Source organism: Pantoea sp. B9002 (genome assembly GCF_013385945.1).
Classification (GTDB): domain Bacteria; phylum Pseudomonadota; class Gammaproteobacteria; order Enterobacterales; family Enterobacteriaceae; genus Pantoea.
In genome coordinates this window covers 29,351-46,272 of sequence record NZ_JACAPA010000010.1, presented here as the reverse complement: position 1 = coordinate 46,272, position 16,922 = coordinate 29,351, and the positions used below count along the sequence as shown (strand labels likewise).

19 protein-coding genes are annotated in these 16,922 nt (G+C 54.5%); 5 read left to right on the top strand and 14 right to left on the bottom strand.

What is annotated here, in order from left to right:
• The first annotated feature begins 1 nt into the window (after position 1).
• Positions 2-841, top strand: a complete 840-nt coding sequence (locus HX773_RS07390; protein ID WP_007886185.1) for a MurR/RpiR family transcriptional regulator — start codon at positions 2-4, stop codon at positions 839-841.
• A gap of 55 nt (positions 842-896) precedes the next feature.
• Positions 897-1,145: a YfhL family 4Fe-4S dicluster ferredoxin gene (locus HX773_RS07385; protein ID WP_101763461.1), complete on the top strand. Its 249-nt coding sequence runs from the start codon at positions 897-899 to the stop codon at positions 1,143-1,145.
• Here HX773_RS07385 and acpS read toward each other — a convergent pair.
• The 11 genes from acpS to rpoE form a co-directional block, all read right to left on the bottom strand.
• On the bottom strand, positions 1,142-1,522 hold the full coding sequence (gene acpS / locus HX773_RS07380; protein WP_061718003.1) for a holo-ACP synthase: 381 nt from the start codon (positions 1,520-1,522) through the stop codon (positions 1,142-1,144). The two genes, HX773_RS07385 and acpS, sit on opposite strands and share 4 nt — an antisense overlap.
• Positions 1,522-2,253 (bottom strand): pyridoxine 5'-phosphate synthase, encoded by a 732-nt coding sequence (pdxJ, locus tag HX773_RS07375; RefSeq protein ID WP_007886179.1) that lies wholly within the window; start codon positions 2,251-2,253, stop codon positions 1,522-1,524. The genes acpS and pdxJ overlap by 1 nt, the downstream gene beginning before the upstream one ends.
• Positions 2,254-2,323: 70 nt before the next feature.
• Positions 2,324-3,052, bottom strand: a complete 729-nt coding sequence (gene recO / locus HX773_RS07370; RefSeq protein WP_008101510.1) for a DNA repair protein RecO — start codon at positions 3,050-3,052, stop codon at positions 2,324-2,326.
• Between the two features lie 3 nt (positions 3,053-3,055).
• A complete protein-coding gene (gene era / locus HX773_RS07365) occupies positions 3,056-3,961 on the bottom strand; it encodes a GTPase Era (protein ID WP_176971031.1) in 906 nt (301 codons plus the stop codon).
• Between the two features lie 49 nt (positions 3,962-4,010).
• Complete coding sequence (rnc, locus tag HX773_RS07360; RefSeq protein WP_036620136.1) at positions 4,011-4,691, bottom strand: ribonuclease III; 681 nt, start codon at positions 4,689-4,691, stop codon at positions 4,011-4,013.
• A gap of 118 nt (positions 4,692-4,809) precedes the next feature.
• Positions 4,810-5,781, bottom strand: a complete 972-nt coding sequence (gene lepB, locus HX773_RS07355; protein ID WP_176971030.1) for a signal peptidase I — start codon at positions 5,779-5,781, stop codon at positions 4,810-4,812.
• Positions 5,782-5,790: 9 nt separating this feature from the next.
• Complete coding sequence (gene lepA, locus HX773_RS07350) at positions 5,791-7,596, bottom strand: translation elongation factor 4 (protein WP_176971029.1); 1,806 nt, start codon at positions 7,594-7,596, stop codon at positions 5,791-5,793.
• Between the two features lie 218 nt (positions 7,597-7,814).
• A complete protein-coding gene (gene rseC, locus HX773_RS07345) occupies positions 7,815-8,279 on the bottom strand; it encodes a SoxR-reducing system protein RseC (RefSeq protein WP_176971028.1) in 465 nt (154 codons plus the stop codon).
• Positions 8,276-9,232, bottom strand: a complete 957-nt coding sequence (gene rseB / locus HX773_RS07340) for a sigma-E factor regulatory protein RseB (RefSeq protein WP_110868278.1) — start codon at positions 9,230-9,232, stop codon at positions 8,276-8,278. The genes rseC and rseB overlap by 4 nt, the downstream gene beginning before the upstream one ends.
• Positions 9,232-9,888, bottom strand: coding sequence for an anti-sigma-E factor RseA (rseA, locus tag HX773_RS07335; protein ID WP_176971027.1), 657 nt, complete (start codon positions 9,886-9,888; stop codon positions 9,232-9,234). Before rseA ends, rseB begins: the two co-directional genes overlap by 1 nt.
• Before the next feature lie 27 nt (positions 9,889-9,915).
• Positions 9,916-10,494 carry an RNA polymerase sigma factor RpoE gene (gene rpoE, locus HX773_RS07330; RefSeq protein ID WP_007886161.1) on the bottom strand — a complete coding sequence of 193 codons (579 nt, stop codon included), beginning with the start codon at positions 10,492-10,494 and terminating at the stop codon, positions 9,916-9,918.
• A gap of 441 nt (positions 10,495-10,935) precedes the next feature.
• Between rpoE and nadB the strand changes: the two genes are divergently transcribed.
• Complete coding sequence (gene nadB / locus HX773_RS07325) at positions 10,936-12,573, top strand: L-aspartate oxidase (RefSeq protein ID WP_176971026.1); 1,638 nt, start codon at positions 10,936-10,938, stop codon at positions 12,571-12,573.
• On the opposite strand, the gene HX773_RS07320 is transcribed toward nadB, so the two are convergent.
• The gene (locus HX773_RS07320) at positions 12,539-13,288 is read right to left on the bottom strand and encodes a tRNA1(Val) (adenine(37)-N6)-methyltransferase (protein ID WP_176971025.1); all 750 of its coding nucleotides are present in this window, start codon (positions 13,286-13,288) and stop codon (positions 12,539-12,541) included. The two genes, nadB and HX773_RS07320, sit on opposite strands and share 35 nt — an antisense overlap.
• Positions 13,289-13,429: 141 nt before the next feature.
• On the opposite strand from HX773_RS07320, the gene srmB reads away from it, so the two are divergent.
• Entirely contained in the window at positions 13,430-14,758 is a 1,329-nt protein-coding gene (gene srmB, locus HX773_RS07315) for an ATP-dependent RNA helicase SrmB (RefSeq protein ID WP_061718017.1), read from the top strand.
• 187 nt (positions 14,759-14,945) lie between these two features.
• On the opposite strand, the gene grcA is transcribed toward srmB, so the two are convergent.
• Positions 14,946-15,329, bottom strand: a complete 384-nt coding sequence (gene grcA, locus HX773_RS07310; RefSeq protein ID WP_008101535.1) for an autonomous glycyl radical cofactor GrcA — start codon at positions 15,327-15,329, stop codon at positions 14,946-14,948.
• Positions 15,330-15,594: 265 nt separating this feature from the next.
• Between grcA and ung the strand changes: the two genes are divergently transcribed.
• On the top strand, positions 15,595-16,272 hold the full coding sequence (ung, locus tag HX773_RS07305; protein ID WP_008101537.1) for a uracil-DNA glycosylase: 678 nt from the start codon (positions 15,595-15,597) through the stop codon (positions 16,270-16,272).
• A gap of 47 nt (positions 16,273-16,319) precedes the next feature.
• Here ung and grpE read toward each other — a convergent pair whose 3' ends face one another.
• Positions 16,320-16,898, bottom strand: coding sequence for a nucleotide exchange factor GrpE (gene grpE, locus HX773_RS07300; protein WP_176971024.1), 579 nt, complete (start codon positions 16,896-16,898; stop codon positions 16,320-16,322).
• Positions 16,899-16,922: the final 24 nt, after the last annotated feature.

The window sequence follows — 16,922 nt, the reverse complement described above, 5'->3', positions numbered from 1 at the left end:
CATGAGTTCATTGCTGCGCATTCGTCAGCTTTACCCTCGACTGGCGCTAAATGAGCGTCGGCTGGCGGATTTTTTGCTGTCGCAGCCGGATCGTGCACGGCATCTCAGTTCACAAAAACTCGCCGAGGAATCGGGCGTTAGTCAGTCCAGCGTGGTGAAATTTGCCCAGAAGCTGGGCTACAAAGGGTTTCCGGCACTGAAGCTGGCGCTGAGCGAATCGATGGCCGATCGCGATGCGATTACCGTGCATAACCATATTCTCAGTGACGATCCGCTGAAAGTGGTTGGCGAAAAGCTGCTGACCGAGAAGATCTCGGCGATCCGCGCCACGCTGGACATCAACAGCGAAGAGAAGCTGCTGCAAACCTTGCAGCTGCTGAAAAACGCCAATCGTATTTTGCTGGTTGGCATCGGCGCGTCCGGTTTAGTGGCGAAAGATTTTTCGTGGAAGCTGATGAAGATCGGCATCAATGCGGTAGCGGAACAGGATATGCATGCTTTGCTCGCCAGCGTGCAAGCGATGGCGCCAGGCGATGTGCTGCTGGCGATTTCCTATACTGGCGAACGCCGCGAAATCAATCTGGCGGCGCAGGAAGCGGCGCAGGTCGGTGCCGATGTGCTGGCCTTTACCGGCTTTACGCCGAATGCCCTGCAGCAGTGCGCCACCGTTTGCCTCTACACCGTGGCAGAAGAGCAGAGCACGCGCAGTGCGGCGATCTCGTCGACCAGCGCGCAGCTGGCGCTGACCGATCTGCTGTTTATGGCGCTGGTACAAAACGATCCAGAACGCGCCTCCAGCCACATTCGCCACAGCGAAGAGTTGGTGAAAAAGCTGGTCTGATGAGATCAGGCGCGTATAATACCCGCGCCTTTTCTGCTGTTATTGGACTTCCGCTATGGCCCTGCTCATCACCACTAAATGCATTAATTGCGATATGTGCGAACCTGAATGCCCAAACCAGGCAATCAGCTTAGGCGACGCGATTTATGAGATTGATGTCGACCGCTGCACCGAGTGCGTGGGCCATTATGATGTGCCGACCTGCCAAAGCGTCTGCCCGATTGATAACACTATCATTACCGATCCACAGCACCCGGAAAGCCGCGAGGCGCTGTGGGAGAAGTTCGTGGTGTTGCACCCTTAGTTCTCAATAATCACCGTTGCGCAGGCATAATGGCGTTCATCCGCTAACGTCACATGCACGTGTTTCACACCGAGCTGGCTGGCAATTACCTTGGCCTGCTCAAAGAAACGTAATCCCGGTTTGCCCAGCGCATCGTTGTACACTTCGAACTGATTGAAGGCCAGACCACCGCGAATGCCGGTGCCGAAGGCTTTCGCGGCAGCCTCTTTCACCGCAAAACGTTTAGCCAGAAAGCGCACCGGTTGCTGGTGCGCCTGATACTGCTGCCATTCTGCTTCGCTTAATACGCGGCGCGCCAGACGATCGCCGGAGCGCTCAATGACGCCAGCAATGCGCTCGATCTCTACGATATCGCTGCCGAGTCCGAGAATCGCCATTAGCGACGCGCTTCCCGCATCAGCTGCTTCATTTCGCTGACCGCATCGGCCAGACCGCTGAACAGCGCGCGACCAATAATCGCATGGCCGATATTCAGCTCATGCATCTCCGGCAGTTCAGCAATCGGCTGCACGTTGTGGTAAGTCAAACCGTGGCCGGCATTCACTTTCAGGCCCAGGCTGGCGGCGAAAGTTGCGGCTTTACGGATGCGCGACAGCTCAGCCTGCCGCGCGAGACCTTCGGGCGCTTCGGCATAGGCGCCGGTGTGAATTTCGATATAAGGCGCGCCGCTGGCAACCGCCGCTTCAATCTGGCGGTGATCGGCATCGATAAACAGTGACACCAGAATGCCGGCGTCGCTTAACAGGCGCACCGCCGCATTAATTTTGTCCTGCTGACCCGCCACATCCAGCCCGCCTTCGGTGGTCACTTCCTGACGCTTTTCCGGCACCAGACAAACGAAGTGTGGCTTAATTTCGCAGGCAATGTCGATCATCTCGTCCGTTACCGCCATCTCCAGATTCATGCGCGTCTGGATGGTGTCACGCAGAATGCGTACATCGCGGTCGGTAATGTGGCGGCGATCTTCACGCAGATGCACGGTAATGCCGTCAGCACCGGCCTGCTCAGCAACAAACGCGGCCTGCACCGGATCGGGATAGTTTGTGCCACGTGCGTTACGTACGGTGGCAATGTGGTCAATGTTGACGCCTAACAGCAACTCAGCCATGACAATCCTTAAATGTGTTCAGTGTGTTTGCAGTGTACCGCGCTGAATATATCAGGCGGTACGACCAGCGCTAGTCGTTTGCCACATCTGGTTTCTTTTTTGGCACAAACTGGCGAAACAGTTCCTGACTCTTCAGCGGCTTGCCGCCTAGATAGGGCTTCAGCGCCATACGCGTAAAGCGTTTGGCGGCGCGCAGGGTATCGGCATCGGGGAATTCGCGTTCCCACAACGCACGCAGCTGGCGGCCGGTAAAGCTGCGTTGATTGACCACCAAACTGGCGATAAAGCCCTTCTCTTCGCGGTAGCTGTAGGTCATGCCATCAGCCACCTCTTCGCCGCTGCCGGCACAATGCAGAAAATCCACGCCGTAGCCGAGATGCCCGAGCAGCGCCAGCTCAAAGCGCCGCAGCGCCGGTTCAGGCGAGCCGTTGCCTGCCGCCAGCGTTTGGATGCAATTCAGATAATCGAAGAACATGTCAGAGAAGGGAATTTGCTGCTCCAGCACGCGCGATAGCAGCTCGTTGACGTAGAGTCCGCAATACAGCGTGATGCCGCTGAGCGGCAATGCCAGCGAAACGGCTTCGGCATTGCGCAGCGTTTTGACGTCACCGCGTCCGCCCCAGCGCACCAGCAGTGGCGTAAAGGGTTGCAGTGCACCTTTTAGTTGGGAGCGGCGCGAGCGGGCGCCTTTGGCAAGGACGCGGACGCGCCCTTCGCTTTCGCTGAACAGGTCGAGGAGCAGGCTGGTTTCGCTGTAAGGGCGACTATGCAGCACAAAGGCGCGTTGCCAGCCTTCCATTACTTAACCTTCGTCAGAGTAACCTAAGCTGCGCAGCGCACGTTCATCGTCCGCCCAGCCCGATTTCACTTTAACCCACAGTTCGAGATGCACTTTCGCTTCAAACATCTCTTCCATGTCTTTACGCGATTCAATGCCGATGGTTTTGATCTTGGCGCCTTTATTGCCGATGACCATCTTCTTCTGGCCTTCGCGCTCAACGAGGATCAGGCCATTGATGTCATAGCCGCCGCGATCGTTCGAAACAAACTGCTCAATTTCGACGGTAACGGAGTAAGGCAGCTCAGCGCCAAGGAAGCGCATCAATTTTTCACGGATGATCTCCGACGCCATAAAGCGCTGCGAGCGGTCGGTGACATAATCTTCCGGGAAATGATGCTCAGATTTTGGCAGGCATTTACGCGCAATCGCCGCAATCGCATCCACATTTTTGCCGCTTTCCGCAGAGATCGGCACGATTTCGAGGAAGTTCATCTGCTGGCTAAGGAACTGCAGATGAGGCAACAGAATGCTCTTGTCCTGAATGTTGTCGACTTTATTGATCGCCAACACCACAGGAACCTGGTTATCACGCAGCTTGTTGAGCACCATCTCATCGTCTGGCGTCCAGCGCGTGCCTTCAACCACAAAGATCACCAGCTCAACGTCACCGATAGAGCTGCTGGCCGCACGGTTCATCAGGCGGTTAATCGCCCGCTTCTCTTCCATGTGCAGCCCTGGCGTATCCACGTAGATCGCCTGATAAGCGCCTTCGGTATGGATGCCCATAATACGGTGACGCGTGGTTTGCGGCTTGCGTGACGTGATCGACACTTTCTGCCCCAGCAACTGGTTCAGCAAAGTGGATTTACCGACGTTTGGTCGGCCTACAATCGCGACAAAGCCGCTGTATGTTTCGAGTTCGCTCATTCGAGTCCTGACTTGGGCAGCGCCGCTTTCGACGCTGCGATGTGACTATTTATTCGAGGCCAAGCTTAATTAACGCCTGTTCGGCAGCTGCTTGCTCGGCTTTACGGCGGCTGGAGCCAATGCCCACCACCGGTTCTGCCATGCCACTCACCTGACAGTGAATGGTGAATTCCTGATCGTGGGCTTCGCCACGCACCTGCACCACCAAATAAGATGGCAGCGGCAGATGACGTCCCTGCAAATACTCCTGCAGGCGCGTTTTCGGATCTTTTTGCTTATCGCCCGGACTGATCTGTTCCAGTCGCGAGTGATACCAGTCGAGAATTAACTTTTCGACGGTTTGAATGCTGCTATCGAGGAAGATGCCGCCAATTAAAGCTTCAACGGTGTCCGCGAGGATCGATTCACGACGGAAACCGCCGCTTTTCAGCTCGCCCGGACCGAGGCGTAAACATTCGCCAAGGTCGAACTCCCGCGCCATCTCCGCCAGCGTATTGCCGCGCACCAGCGTGGCACGCATGCGGCTCATGTCGCCTTCGTCCACACGCGGGAAGCGGTGATAGAGCGCATTGGCGATCACGTAGCTGAGAATAGAATCGCCAAGAAATTCAAGACGTTCATTATGTTTGCTGCTGGCGCTACGATGCGTCAGTGCCTGCTGCAATAAATCCGGATGAGTAAAAGTGTAGCCCAGTTTGCGCTGCAGCTTGTTAATGACGATGGGGTTCATGCTATTCCAGTTGTTCTGTGCGTCTATCACTGCATACGAAACAGGGCTGAGGTTCCAACCTGTTCTGTTTCGTGTGCACTGGCCTCCCGAAAGAGAGGCCAACCTTTTTTAAAGCTAATTAGTGAATCCCACCAATGCGGCTAAAGCGCACGCCGGTCGGCCACTGTCCTTCTTGTTTCTCGAAGCTCATCCAGATGGCCACCGCTTTGCCGACCAGATTCTTCTCGGGCACAAAGCCCCAGTAGCGGCTGTCGGCGCTGTTATCGCGGTTATCACCCATCATGAAATACTGCCCTTGCGGCACAATCCAGGTCGATTGCGGCTGGCCCGGCTGCTGATAATACATGCTTGCCTGACTTTGCGCTTCGTTTACCAGCAAGATATCGTGCGTTACGTTGCCCAATGTCTCTTTACGGGTGCCGAGACGCAGGCCGCCCTTCATGGTTTCGCCCTGCGGCGCCTGGAAGAAGCCGTTACCGGTTTCATTGCCATCAAAGCCGCTGAAGGTCTGAATGAAGTTGCTTGGCTCAACGTTAGTGTAAGTCACCGGCAGCGCAGTGTCGCAATTGCCGCTGCTGCAACCCGGATTGATGGTCAGGGTTTTGCTGTAAGGATCAAACACCACTTTGTCGCCCGGCAAGCCAATCACGCGCTTGATGTAGTCCACGCTGGGATCTTTCGGGTATTTGAATACCGCGACATCACCGCGCTGCGGATGGCCAGTTGGGATCAGCGTGGTTTGGGTAATCGGATCTTTAATGCCGTAAGCAAACTTCTCCACGAGGATGAAGTCGCCAATCAGCAGCGTTGGCATCATTGAGCCCGATGGAATCTGGAACGGCTCAAAAATAAACGAACGCACGATCAACACCACCGCCAGCACCGGGAACACCGATGCGGTGGTTTCTACCCAACCCGGCTGCGCGGCTACTTTCGCCAGCGTTTTACTGTCGAGTGCGTTGCCGGCCTGCGCTTGCGCAGCAGCCTGCTTCGCACGACGCGCCGGTGCCCATTTGAAGCGATCGATACACCAGATAACGCCAGTGATCAGCGTTGCGATCACTAAAACCAGGGCGAACATGTTAGCCATTAAAAATCCTTATTTGCTGTCTTTACCGACATGCAGAATGGCAAGGAATGCTTCCTGCGGCAGCTCAACGTTGCCGACCTGCTTCATTCGCTTCTTACCGTCTTTCTGCTTCTGCAACAGTTTCTTCTTACGGCTCACGTCACCGCCATAGCATTTCGCCAGGACGTTTTTACGCAGCTGTTTTACCGTTGAGCGAGCGATAATGTGGTTGCCGATTGCCGCCTGAATCGCAATATCAAACTGCTGACGTGGGATCAGATCTTTCATCTTCTCTACCAGATCGCGGCCACGATATTGTGAGTTATCACGGTGAGTAATCAGCGCCAGCGCATCAACACGTTCTGAGTTAATCATCACGTCGACACGCACCATGTCAGAGGTCTGGAAACGTTTGAAGTTGTAATCCAGCGAGGCATAACCGCGCGAGGTTGATTTCAGACGGTCGAAGAAGTCGAGAACCACTTCCGCCATCGGAATCTCATACGTCAGCGCAACCTGCTTGCCGTGGTAAACCATGTTGGTTTGCACGCCACGTTTTTCGATACACAGCGTAATGACGTTGCCGAGGAACTCCTGCGGCAGCAGCATGTGACACTCCGCAATCGGCTCGCGCAGCTCAGCAATATTATTCAGCGGTGGCAGCTTCGACGGGCTATCAACGTAGATGGTTTCACCATCGGTGGTTTCCACTTCATACACTACGGTTGGCGCGGTGGTGATCAGATCCAGATCGTATTCACGCTCCAGACGTTCCTGAATGATCTCCATGTGCAGCAGACCGAGGAAGCCGATGCGGAAACCGAAGCCCAGCGCCGTTGAGCTCTCTGGCTCGTAGAACAGTGACGCATCGTTCAGGCTTAATTTGCCCAGCGCATCACGGAACGCTTCATAGTCGTCAGAACTGATTGGGAACAGACCGGCGTAAACCTGTGGCTTCACTTTCTTGAAGCCAGGCAACACTTTCTCCGCCGGATTGCGCTGCAAGGTCAGCGTATCGCCCACCGGTGCGCCGAGGATGTCTTTAATCGCACACACCAGCCAGCCTACTTCACCGCAGTTCAGCTCGTTGCGATCAACACGCTTCGGCGTGAAGATGCCGAGACGGTCAGCGTTGTAGCTTTGACCCGAGCTCATGACTTTAACTTTGTCGCCTTTGCGCAGCGTGCCGTTCTTAATACGAATCAGCGATACTACGCCAAGGTAGTTATCGAACCAGGAATCGATGATCAGCGCCTGCAGCGGACCTTCCGGATCGCCTTCTGGCGGCGGGATGTCACGCACCAGACGTTCCAGCACGTCGGGCACTCCGACGCCGGTTTTCGCCGAGCAACGCACCGCATCGGTCGCGTCAATGCCGACGATATCTTCAATCTCTTCCGCTACGCGCTCTGGATCGGCGGCAGGCAGGTCGATTTTGTTCAGTACCGGTACCACTTCCAGATCCATTTCCATTTCCATTGCGGTGTAGCAGTTTGCCAGCGTCTGAGCTTCAACGCCCTGCCCTGCATCGACCACCAGCAATGCTCCTTCACACGCCGCCAGCGAGCGGGAAACTTCATACGAGAAGTCAACGTGACCGGGTGTATCGATAAAATTGAGCTGGTAAGTTTCACCGTTCAGCGCTTTGTAATCGAGCGTCACGCTCTGCGCTTTAATGGTAATGCCGCGCTCACGTTCCAGATCCATGGAGTCCAGAACCTGCGCCGCCATCTCACGATCGCTCAGGCCACCACAAATTTGAATCAAACGGTCTGAGAGCGTTGATTTGCCGTGGTCAATGTGAGCGATGATGGAGAAATTTCGTATGTGCTTCATTTATATGAATATCTTCACGTAGAAAATCAGTGGGAAACTTGAGCACAGACACATTCAGGAAAGTGAGCTTTACCCGGAACCCTGTCGGCCTCATTAATGACGACGCATATTACACTGTTAACGCCGCGCGTTAAAGAATGGAACTGTGGGGAATCGCAACAGATTTCAGCGGTTAAGCCGATTGGGAAAGGCCGCATCAAATGCGGCCTGGACGGGGATCAGGCTTCGCTTTCCACGCGCAACGCATCAGGCGGTAACGCAACGCTGAGAATCACCGGCTGGAAAGCCTCGCGATCGCCGAAGAGTTTGGATACACCTTTCGCGACGATAAAGCCGCCAATGCCGCCCAACAGCGCGCCACAGGCCGCAGCCAGATCGCTGGCGAATAGCATCTGGAAGATGCCAGCCACTAAAAACAGGCCAAACAGCGGCGTCATGTAAACCAGCAAGGCAGAACCCAGCAGGCTGCTTTCGCGGATGCCTAACTCAATGCGCTGGCCGGGTTGCAACGGCTGCGCGCTGGGGATAGTCATCACGTGGGCATTTTTCGGCCCCAGTTGATTAAGCGCATGGCTGCCGCAGCCTTTACGCGCTGAGCAGCTGTTACAAGACGTTTTCGCTTCCGTGTGCAGTGTGGCGATGCCTTCTTTCCACGCCACCACGGTGGCCCATTCTTTCATCATTTTGGTGAACCCGAATCTATGCTGTCCGCAATACGTTTGGCAGTGGCTGGCGGTAACTCACCCACTACCGTGATTTCGTTATTATTGCGCACTTCTGTCTGCACCGTACGACGCCCAGTGCGCAATGCCTGCACGCTGCTGCTTTTATCTGCTGGCGTAACGTTGATTGCAAAGCTAAACAGGCCATCACTGTACAGGCGCGATTCGACAGTTTTGTTCATCGACGGGATATCGCGGCGGCTTTGTGAGATCAGTTTCATGCCCGCCGGAAGCCAGTTTGGCTGCCAGCTGAGTTCAACTTTGTCACCGGCCGGTAACGACAGCGATGGCGGCAAGTTGGCCTTCTCCAGCCCTTGCATCAGATTGCGTACGCCTTCATCGACGGCAAAGCTGATTACGCGGAACTGTTCCAGCGTTTCACCGTCTCGATCGAGCAGATCAATACGCAGCGGCAATTTAGTGTCCACATCCAGCCACACGACATAGCTGTAGCGTGTGCCATCGCGTGACACGATGCGCACCACTTCGCACATCTGATCGGCCATGCGCGAGCGGCCCACCGGAATGAAATCGTAGGCCTCACCCAAACGGGAGAAGTCGGCGAACATCAAACCGGGTAACGCATCAATGATGTGATTGCCCGGCAGCGAGAAGGGATCTAATCCCGGCTCGAAATAGCTGATGTCGTTTCCGCGCTGAATCACTTCACGGCGCGGCCCGTCCATCTGCAACAGTTGGGCGAAGATACGATTGTCGATAACCGCGTGGCGATAACGCAGAGATTCAATGCCGAGACGCGAGACATTGATGTAGGCAAATTCGTAGTTGAGGTTCTGGCTTGCCTGCTCCATCTGTTGCAACAACGCCCCGGACGCAGAGGTCTGCGCCGAGGCGATAGATGAGCAAAACAGGCTGCCTGCCAGCAGGCTAACGGCACACCAAAGCTGCTTCATTACTGCTGCTGAGTTCCTAACGACTGATTTCCGGGAACATTAGCCTGAGCCTGTTGCGGATCGTTTTTCTCAAACTGAACCTGATCGGCATGCAGACGACGTTGCAGTTCATAATCCTGCAGCATGGCATTCACGCGACGACGCTGTTCCTGCACCTGCTGATTAGAGCTGTTGGTGTCGAAGGCTTCAGAAGGCACGCCTAAGCTGACCGGTGACGCTTTACCCATCATCGGCAAGGTGTTGAATGCCGGTGAATCGGAGGTTTCAGTCGCGCTGCCAGTTGGTGAGCTGTTGTAGTGCTGAACACCGACAATCACCGCCAGTGAGACACAAGCAGCCACACCGACTTGCGTCAGCTGTGCCGCCCAACTGCCACCACGACGCCAGAACGGCATCTTCTCGTAGCGTGACGGTTCAGGCTGCGCTTCAGGGATCAGCGGAGTGACTTTGCGTGCCGGCTCGTTTTCGATGGCCGCAGCCACGCGTGCGGAGATATCAAAATGCAGCACTTCTCCGATATCACCTCGTAAGGTGTCGCGGATGAGATGGTAGCTTTCCCAGCTGTGCTGAAGATCCGCATCCTTCGACAACGATGCCAACAGCTCGTTATCTAAAGTTTCACCATCCATTAAAGCGGAAAGTTTTTCTTTCTGCATGCCTTGGTACCCTTCCAGTAGCCGTTATCACTGACGTTGGATAAGCGGTTGAACTTTATTATCAATAGCCTCTCGTGCACGGAAGATACGCGAACGTACGGTACCGACCGGACAATCCATGATGACGGCAATCTCTTCGTAACTCAGACCATCCAATTCCCTGAGGGTAATGGCCATACGAAGATCTTCGGGAAGCGCCTCAATGGTGCGAAAGACAATTTGTTTCAGTTCCTCAGACAACATTAAGTTCTCAGGGTTCGAAATTTCTTTCAGTGCACCTGCACTTTCGAAATTTTCCGCATCAATAGCATCCACATCACTGGATGGCGGACGTCGCCCCTGAGCAACCAGATAATTTTTCGCTGTGTTTACCGCGATGCGGTACAGCCATGTATAAAAGGCGCTGTCGCCACGGAACGATTCCAGTGCGCGATACGCTTTGATAAAAGATTCCTGAACCACATCAGGCACATCGCCTGACGGAACATAGCGTGAAACCAGGCTCGCCACTTTATGCTGGTATCGAATCACCAGTAAATTAAAGGACTTTTGATCTCCCTTCTGAACCCGCTCAACGAGAACCTGATCCGTTAACTGCTCGCTCATCCGAGGTAATATCTCCCCAAAACTTTTTTATGCGTAAGTGAACTGCCAGCACATCTCATTATTCTGAGCAAGCATGCGCTTAGAGTGACCAATTGGCCCGAAGTTCACTACGACCAGAATTTTTCCGTATCGGAACCACGACATCATTGTTGTTGATTGTCTTTCAGTGTAGCGACTCGCCACGCTGGTGGTGTCTTTTGCGGCACCGATAATCGCTGGCAGAGTACCTTATGACGCCGTCATTTTCACCTTTATTACCTGAATTTTCAGAGTGTTTGATATAAAAAACACATTGTGCTCAATTTCAGAGTTAACTTACTGAATTCACGCTACTATCTCTACTCGCTGAAGAATTTTTCCGCGCAATTTGTTCAAAATACTTCACAGCATCCCCATCCCGGCTTATGCTCAAGCCACCTTTTGTTTAGTAAATTAAACACCATGACTTCTCTCCCGGAATATCAGTGTGATGTCCTCATCGTCGGCAGCGGTGCGGCAGGTTTATCGTTAGCGCTGCGCTTAGCGCCGCATTATCAGGTTACCGTGCTGAGTAAAGCGCAGGTGAATGAGGGATCAACGCTGTATGCGCAGGGCGGGATTGCGGCGGTGTTTGATGAAACAGACAGCATCGAATCTCACGTTGAAGACACGCTGGTTGCTGGCGCCGGCTTGTGCGACCGCGAAACGGTGAGCTTTATCGCCAGCAATGCGCGTCACTGCGTGCAGTGGCTGATTGATAACGGTGTTGCCTTCGATAAAGAGCCGCAAGCTGATGGTGAAGCGCGTTACCACCTCACGCGCGAAGGCGGGCACAGCCATCGCCGCATTCTGCACAGCGCCGATGCTACTGGCCGCGCGGTGGAAACCACGCTGGTCAGCCAGGCGCTGAGCCATCCCAACATTCGCATTATCGAACGCACCAATGCGGTGGACTTAATCCTCTCCGATAAGCTTGGCCTGCCCGGCAAGCGCCGCGTGGTGGGCGCGTGGATCTGGAACCGTAAACGTGAACAGGTGGAAACCTGTCGCGCGCGCGCCGTGGTGTTAGCCACCGGCGGCGCAGCAAAAGTCTATCAATACACCACCAATCCAGACGTAGCTTCCGGCGATGGTATTGCGATGGCGTGGCGCGCCGGTTGCCGCGTGGCGAATCTCGAATTTAATCAGTTCCATCCCACCTGTTTATTCCATCCACAAGCGCAAAACTTCCTGCTTACCGAAGCGCTGCGTGGTGAAGGTGCCTGGCTGTTGCGTCCTGACGGTACACGCTTTATGCCTGACTTTGATGAGCGTGCCGAGCTGGCGCCGCGCGATATTGTGGCGCGCGCCATTGACCATGAGATGAAACGGCTGGGCGTCGATTGTATGTATCTCGACATTAGCCACCAGCCGGAAAGCTTTGTGCGCGCGCACTTCCCGATGATTTACGAAAAGTTGCTGACCTTTGGCCTCGATCTCACCAAACAGCCGATTCCGATTGTGCCAGCCGCGCATTACACCTGCGGCGGCGTGATGGTTGATCAGCAAGGCCGCACTGACGTTGACGGACTGTATGCAATTGGCGAAGTGAGCCACACCGGCTTACATGGCGCAAACCGTATGGCGTCTAACTCCCTGCTCGAGTGCCTTGTTTACGGCTGGTCGGCGGCTGAAGATATGATTGCCCGCCTGCCGGACGTCGCGGCGGTCGAGCATCTGCCCGCGTGGGATGAAAGCCGCGTTGATGATGCCGATGAGCGCGTGGTGATCCAGCATAACTGGCATGAACTGCGATTATTCATGTGGGATTACGTGGGGATTGTGCGCACCACCAAACGTCTGGAGCGCGCGCTGCGACGTATTAATTTGCTGCAACAGGAGATCGACGAGTACTACGCGCACTTCCGTCTCTCTAACAATTTGCTGGAGCTGCGCAATCTGGTGCAGGTCGCCGAACTGATGGTGCGCTGTGCGCTGGAGCGGAAGGAGAGCCGAGGGCTGCACTTTACCCTCGACAATCCCGATCTGCTGGAAGAAGCGTTACCGACCATCCTGCAGCCCGAAGTTAGCGGAACAGGTAAAAATCTGTCACCAGGCTGAGCCAGTCGGCTGAATAGCTTTTATCTTCGTCACGAATGGCGAGACGTTCCAGCAAGGTTTCGCCGGCGGTTGGAGAAAAGCCTAACACCACGCGATTCGGCGGGCGCTGCGCATAGGCGGCAACATCGTAGCGATAACGCAGGTGCCAGCCATCCGCCAGCGCCAGTGAAATCAATGCTTCGCCGGCTTCAGCCGGCAGCACCACGCAAAATAGCCCTTCTTCTTCAATCAGCTGGGCGGCACAGCGCAGCAGCGTCAGATGGTCGAGCGTGGCGGTGCTGCGTGCGTTATCACGCGCGACACTGCCGGTTGCCATACCGGGCGCAAAAAAAGGCGGGTTACTGACGATGAGCGAAAAGCGTTTTTCACACTGTTCGCTCCAGCTGACAATATCCTGATGGTGCACATGGATGCGATCCGCCCACGGCGAAGCCTGCATATTTTCCTGCGCCTGCTGCGCCGCGCTGGCTTCTAGTTCGACTGCATCAATCTCAACCGAATCGGGCGTGCGTTGCGCCAGCATCAGCGCAATCAAGCCACTGCCGCAGCCAATATCGAGGATGCGACGCGCGCCGGCTACTGGCGCCCAGGCCCCGATTAACACGCCATCGGTGCCGACTTTCATCGCACAGCGATCGTGCGCCACGAAAAATTGCTTAAAGGTAAAACCATCTTTTCTTAACGTCGGCCGCGCGTGCGGCTGGTCCTGAGACATACTTCACTACCATTGAATTTTTTACTGCCGGAAGTGTAACGTGGTGGCGATGGGAATTCACCTGCGCCTGTAATACCTACACAAACAGATGAAGATTATATTCGTTCTGTCTATAATCAGCGCCCCAAACTGAGGTAGACCATGACCGTAACCACATTCTCCGAACTCGAACTCGACGAAAGCCTGCTACAAGCTTTGCAGGAAAAAGGCTTCACTCGCCCTACTGTTATTCAGGCCGAGACCATTCCTGCCGCGCTGGAAGGCCGTGACGTTCTGGGTTCGGCTCCAACCGGGACGGGGAAAACTGCAGCGTTTTTGCTGCCCGCTTTACAGCATTTGCTCGATTTTCCGCGCAAGAAATCAGGCCCACCACGCATTCTGATCATCACCCCAACGCGCGAACTGGCGATGCAGGTTGCCGATCACGCGCGCGAACTGGCTAAACACACGCATCTGGATATCGCGACCATCACCGGTGGCGTGGCGTATATGAACCATGCCGAAGTGTTCAGCGAAAACCAGGACATCGTCGTCGCGACTACCGGCCGTTTGCTGCAATACATCAAAGAAGAGAACTTTGACTGCCGCGCAGTAGAAACGCTGATTCTCGATGAAGCTGACCGCATGCTCGATATGGGCTTTGCGCAGGACATCGAAACCATCGCGGCAGAAACCCGCTGGCGCAAACAGACGCTGCTGTTCTCGGCGACGCTGGAAGGCGATCACATCAAAGACTTCGCCGAGCGTTTGCTCAACGAGCCAGTCTTTATTGAGGCCGACCCAAGCAAAAGCGAACGTAAAAAGATTCAGCAATGGTATTACCGTGCCGACGATCTCGAGCACAAAAACAAACTGCTGATTCACCTGTTGAAACAGCCAGACGCCACGCGCGTCATCGTGTTTGTGCGCAAACGTGAGCGCCTGCATGAGCTGGTCACCTGGCTTCATGAAGCGGGCATTCGCACCAGCTATCTCGAAGGCGAAATGGTGCAGGTCAACCGTAACGAAGCCATCAAACGTATGAATGATGGCCGCGTGAAGGTGATGATTGCGACCGACGTTGCTGCTCGCGGTATCGACATTGACGATATCTCGCACGTTATTAACTACGATTTGCCGCGCACCGCCGATACCTATCTGCACCGCATCGGCCGTACCGCGCGTGCGGGCCGTAAAGGTACCGCGATCTCGCTGGTTGAAGCGCACGATCACGTGCTGCTGGGCAAAATCACCCGTTACATCAACGAGCCGGTGAAAGCGCGTGTGATTGATGAGCTGCGTCCAGAAAGCCGTGCGCCAAGTGCTAAAGTGACGGGAAAACCGTCGAAAAAAGCCCTTGCGAAGCGTCAAGAGCGTAAAGAGAAAGAACAAGAGAAACCGCGCGTCAAACAACGCCATCGCGATACCAAAAATGTGGGTAAACGCCGCAAGCCAAGCGGTAGCGATGCACCAGAGTCTGGTGCGGAATAAAACAGCACTCGCTGTAATTAATCGCCTCTTTTGAGGCGATTTTTTGTTTTAAGCGTAGCGAAAACGCGCTTTCGCTATCAAACGCCCTGAAGAAGCCTTTCTTTTAAACTCGCCAGATAAAAAAAAGCCGCGCCAATCAACATTGGCGCGGCTTGTATTGCTGTGTGTCTTTTCGTCAGCGCTGCAATTACAGGCTTTCGGTGAATGTACGTGTAATCACGTCACGCTGCTGCTCTGGCGTCAGCGCGTTAAAGCGCACGGCATAGCCCGATACGCGAATGGTCAACTGCGGATATTTTTCCGGATGATTGACGGCATCTTCCAACGTTTCGCGGCGCAGCACGTTAACGTTCAGATGCTGACCACCTTCGATGCGCACCTGCGGTTTCTGCTCAAGTGGAATTTCACGGTAAGCGATTTCGCCGAGGTCGCTGATAGCAACAACCTGATCTTCTGCGAAATCGCCTTTGGCGCACAGGCAGCGCGCTTCGGCTTTATCATCGTCCAGCAGCCAGAATGAGTTCAACAGCTGTGGATTATTTGCCTGAGTAATTTGAATACCGGTAATCATAGTAGGTCTCCAGGGCTTTACGCTGTCGCAATTGGACAGCGAGGTTCATAAGGTTTTGGAATGCTGTGGTATATCACTGCAGGAAAAGCGCCGTTTTGACCTGTATCAATTTCGTCCAGTCACGATTGCAAGCTGAAAAGCTAACAAATTGATTCATAACAACTTCGGCAATTAAATTTTTACGTAAATATTCAAATTATTTTTACCCTTCTGCTGTTGAGTCCGACACGTTAAGCTAGGCGCACTATTTTGCAGGGAGTCAACGATGGCTGAGAAGCTGACCTGGCACGACGTGCTGGCTGAAGAGAAAGAGAAACCTTACTTCGTGGAAACGCTTAAAGCGGTGGCCAATGAACGCGCTGCCGGGGTAACGGTGTATCCGCCGCAGAAGGATGTGTTTAATGCCTTTCGGCTGACCGAACTGGGCGATATCAAAGTGGTGATTTTGGGCCAGGATCCTTATCACGGCCCGAATCAGGCGCATGGTCTGGCCTTTTCTGTTCTGCCCGGCGTGGCGATCCCGCCGTCATTACTGAATATGTACAAAGAGCTGGAGCAGGATATGCCCGGCTTTGTGCGTCCTACGCACGGTTTTCTTGAAAGCTGGGCAACGCAAGGCGTGATGCTGTTGAACACCGTGTTAACGGTGGAAGCCAGTAAGGCGCATTCGCACGCGCGCTTTGGCTGGGAAACCTTTACCGATAACGTTATCAGCGCCATCAATCAGCATCGCGAAGGGGTGATTTTCTTGCTGTGGGGTTCGCATGCGCAGAAGAAAGGCAGCATCATTGATACGCAACGTCATCATGTATTGAAAGCGCCGCACCCTTCTCCGCTCTCCGCGCATCGCGGCTTTTTTGGCAGTAAACACTTCTCGCAGGCAAACGCGCTGCTCAGTCAATCGGGCCAGTCACCGATTGACTGGATGCCGGTGCTGCCTTAAAAAAACAAACGGCCGCATTAAGCGGCCGTTGTTATTACAGCGACAGATTAGCCTTTGGCTTTGGTCACTGCCACCATCGCCGGACGCAGCAGGCGACCATTGAGGGTGTAACCGCGCTGCATCACCATCAGCACGTGATTTGGCGCCATCTCTTCTGATTCCATCATCGACATCGCCTGATGGATCTCTGGATTAAATGGCACATTGGTTTCGCCCACCACTTCCACGCCAAACTTACGCACCGCGCCCAGCAGCGACTTCAGCGTCAGCTCGATACCTTCGATCATCGAAGCCAGTTCAGCGTTCTCTTTGTCTGCCACTTGCAACGCGCGCTCCAGGCTGTCGATCACGGGCAGCAGCTCGTTGGCAAATTTCTCCAGCGCAAATTTATGCGCCTTTTCCACATCCATTTCAGCACGGCGACGGATATTTTCGATCTCCGCCTGCGCACGCAGCTGTGCATCACGCACGCCGGTTTGCGACACGGCTAACTCGGCTTCCAGTTGCGCGATACGCTCATCACGCGGATCCACCTCAGCGGTTGTCTCTGCGTCCACGTGCTGCTGATCCTGTCGAATTTCGTCTGAGACTTGCTCGTTTGGGGTGTTCTGTTCTTTACTACTCATGAATTTCTCCGCGTTTTGCACATT

Coding starts and splice junctions, on each gene's coding strand:
- HX773_RS07390 (WP_007886185.1), top strand. CDS start 2: ATGAGTTCATTGCTGCGCATTCGTCAGCTTTACCCTCGACTGGCGCTA.
- HX773_RS07385 (WP_101763461.1), top strand. CDS start 897: ATGGCCCTGCTCATCACCACTAAATGCATTAATTGCGATATGTGCGAA.
- acpS (WP_061718003.1), bottom strand. CDS start 1,522: ATGGCGATTCTCGGACTCGGCAGCGATATCGTAGAGATCGAGCGCATT.
- pdxJ (WP_007886179.1), bottom strand. CDS start 2,253: ATGGCTGAGTTGCTGTTAGGCGTCAACATTGACCACATTGCCACCGTA.
- recO (WP_008101510.1), bottom strand. CDS start 3,052: ATGGAAGGCTGGCAACGCGCCTTTGTGCTGCATAGTCGCCCTTACAGC.
- era (WP_176971031.1), bottom strand. CDS start 3,961: ATGAGCGAACTCGAAACATACAGCGGCTTTGTCGCGATTGTAGGCCGA.
- rnc (WP_036620136.1), bottom strand. CDS start 4,691: ATGAACCCCATCGTCATTAACAAGCTGCAGCGCAAACTGGGCTACACT.
- lepB (WP_176971030.1), bottom strand. CDS start 5,781: ATGGCTAACATGTTCGCCCTGGTTTTAGTGATCGCAACGCTGATCACT.
- lepA (WP_176971029.1), bottom strand. CDS start 7,596: ATGAAGCACATACGAAATTTCTCCATCATCGCTCACATTGACCACGGC.
- rseC (WP_176971028.1), bottom strand. CDS start 8,279: ATGATGAAAGAATGGGCCACCGTGGTGGCGTGGAAAGAAGGCATCGCC.
- rseB (WP_110868278.1), bottom strand. CDS start 9,232: ATGAAGCAGCTTTGGTGTGCCGTTAGCCTGCTGGCAGGCAGCCTGTTT.
- rseA (WP_176971027.1), bottom strand. CDS start 9,888: ATGCAGAAAGAAAAACTTTCCGCTTTAATGGATGGTGAAACTTTAGAT.
- rpoE (WP_007886161.1), bottom strand. CDS start 10,494: ATGAGCGAGCAGTTAACGGATCAGGTTCTCGTTGAGCGGGTTCAGAAG.
- nadB (WP_176971026.1), top strand. CDS start 10,936: ATGACTTCTCTCCCGGAATATCAGTGTGATGTCCTCATCGTCGGCAGC.
- HX773_RS07320 (WP_176971025.1), bottom strand. CDS start 13,288: ATGTCTCAGGACCAGCCGCACGCGCGGCCGACGTTAAGAAAAGATGGT.
- srmB (WP_061718017.1), top strand. CDS start 13,430: ATGACCGTAACCACATTCTCCGAACTCGAACTCGACGAAAGCCTGCTA.
- grcA (WP_008101535.1), bottom strand. CDS start 15,329: ATGATTACCGGTATTCAAATTACTCAGGCAAATAATCCACAGCTGTTG.
- ung (WP_008101537.1), top strand. CDS start 15,595: ATGGCTGAGAAGCTGACCTGGCACGACGTGCTGGCTGAAGAGAAAGAG.
- grpE (WP_176971024.1), bottom strand. CDS start 16,898: ATGAGTAGTAAAGAACAGAACACCCCAAACGAGCAAGTCTCAGACGAA.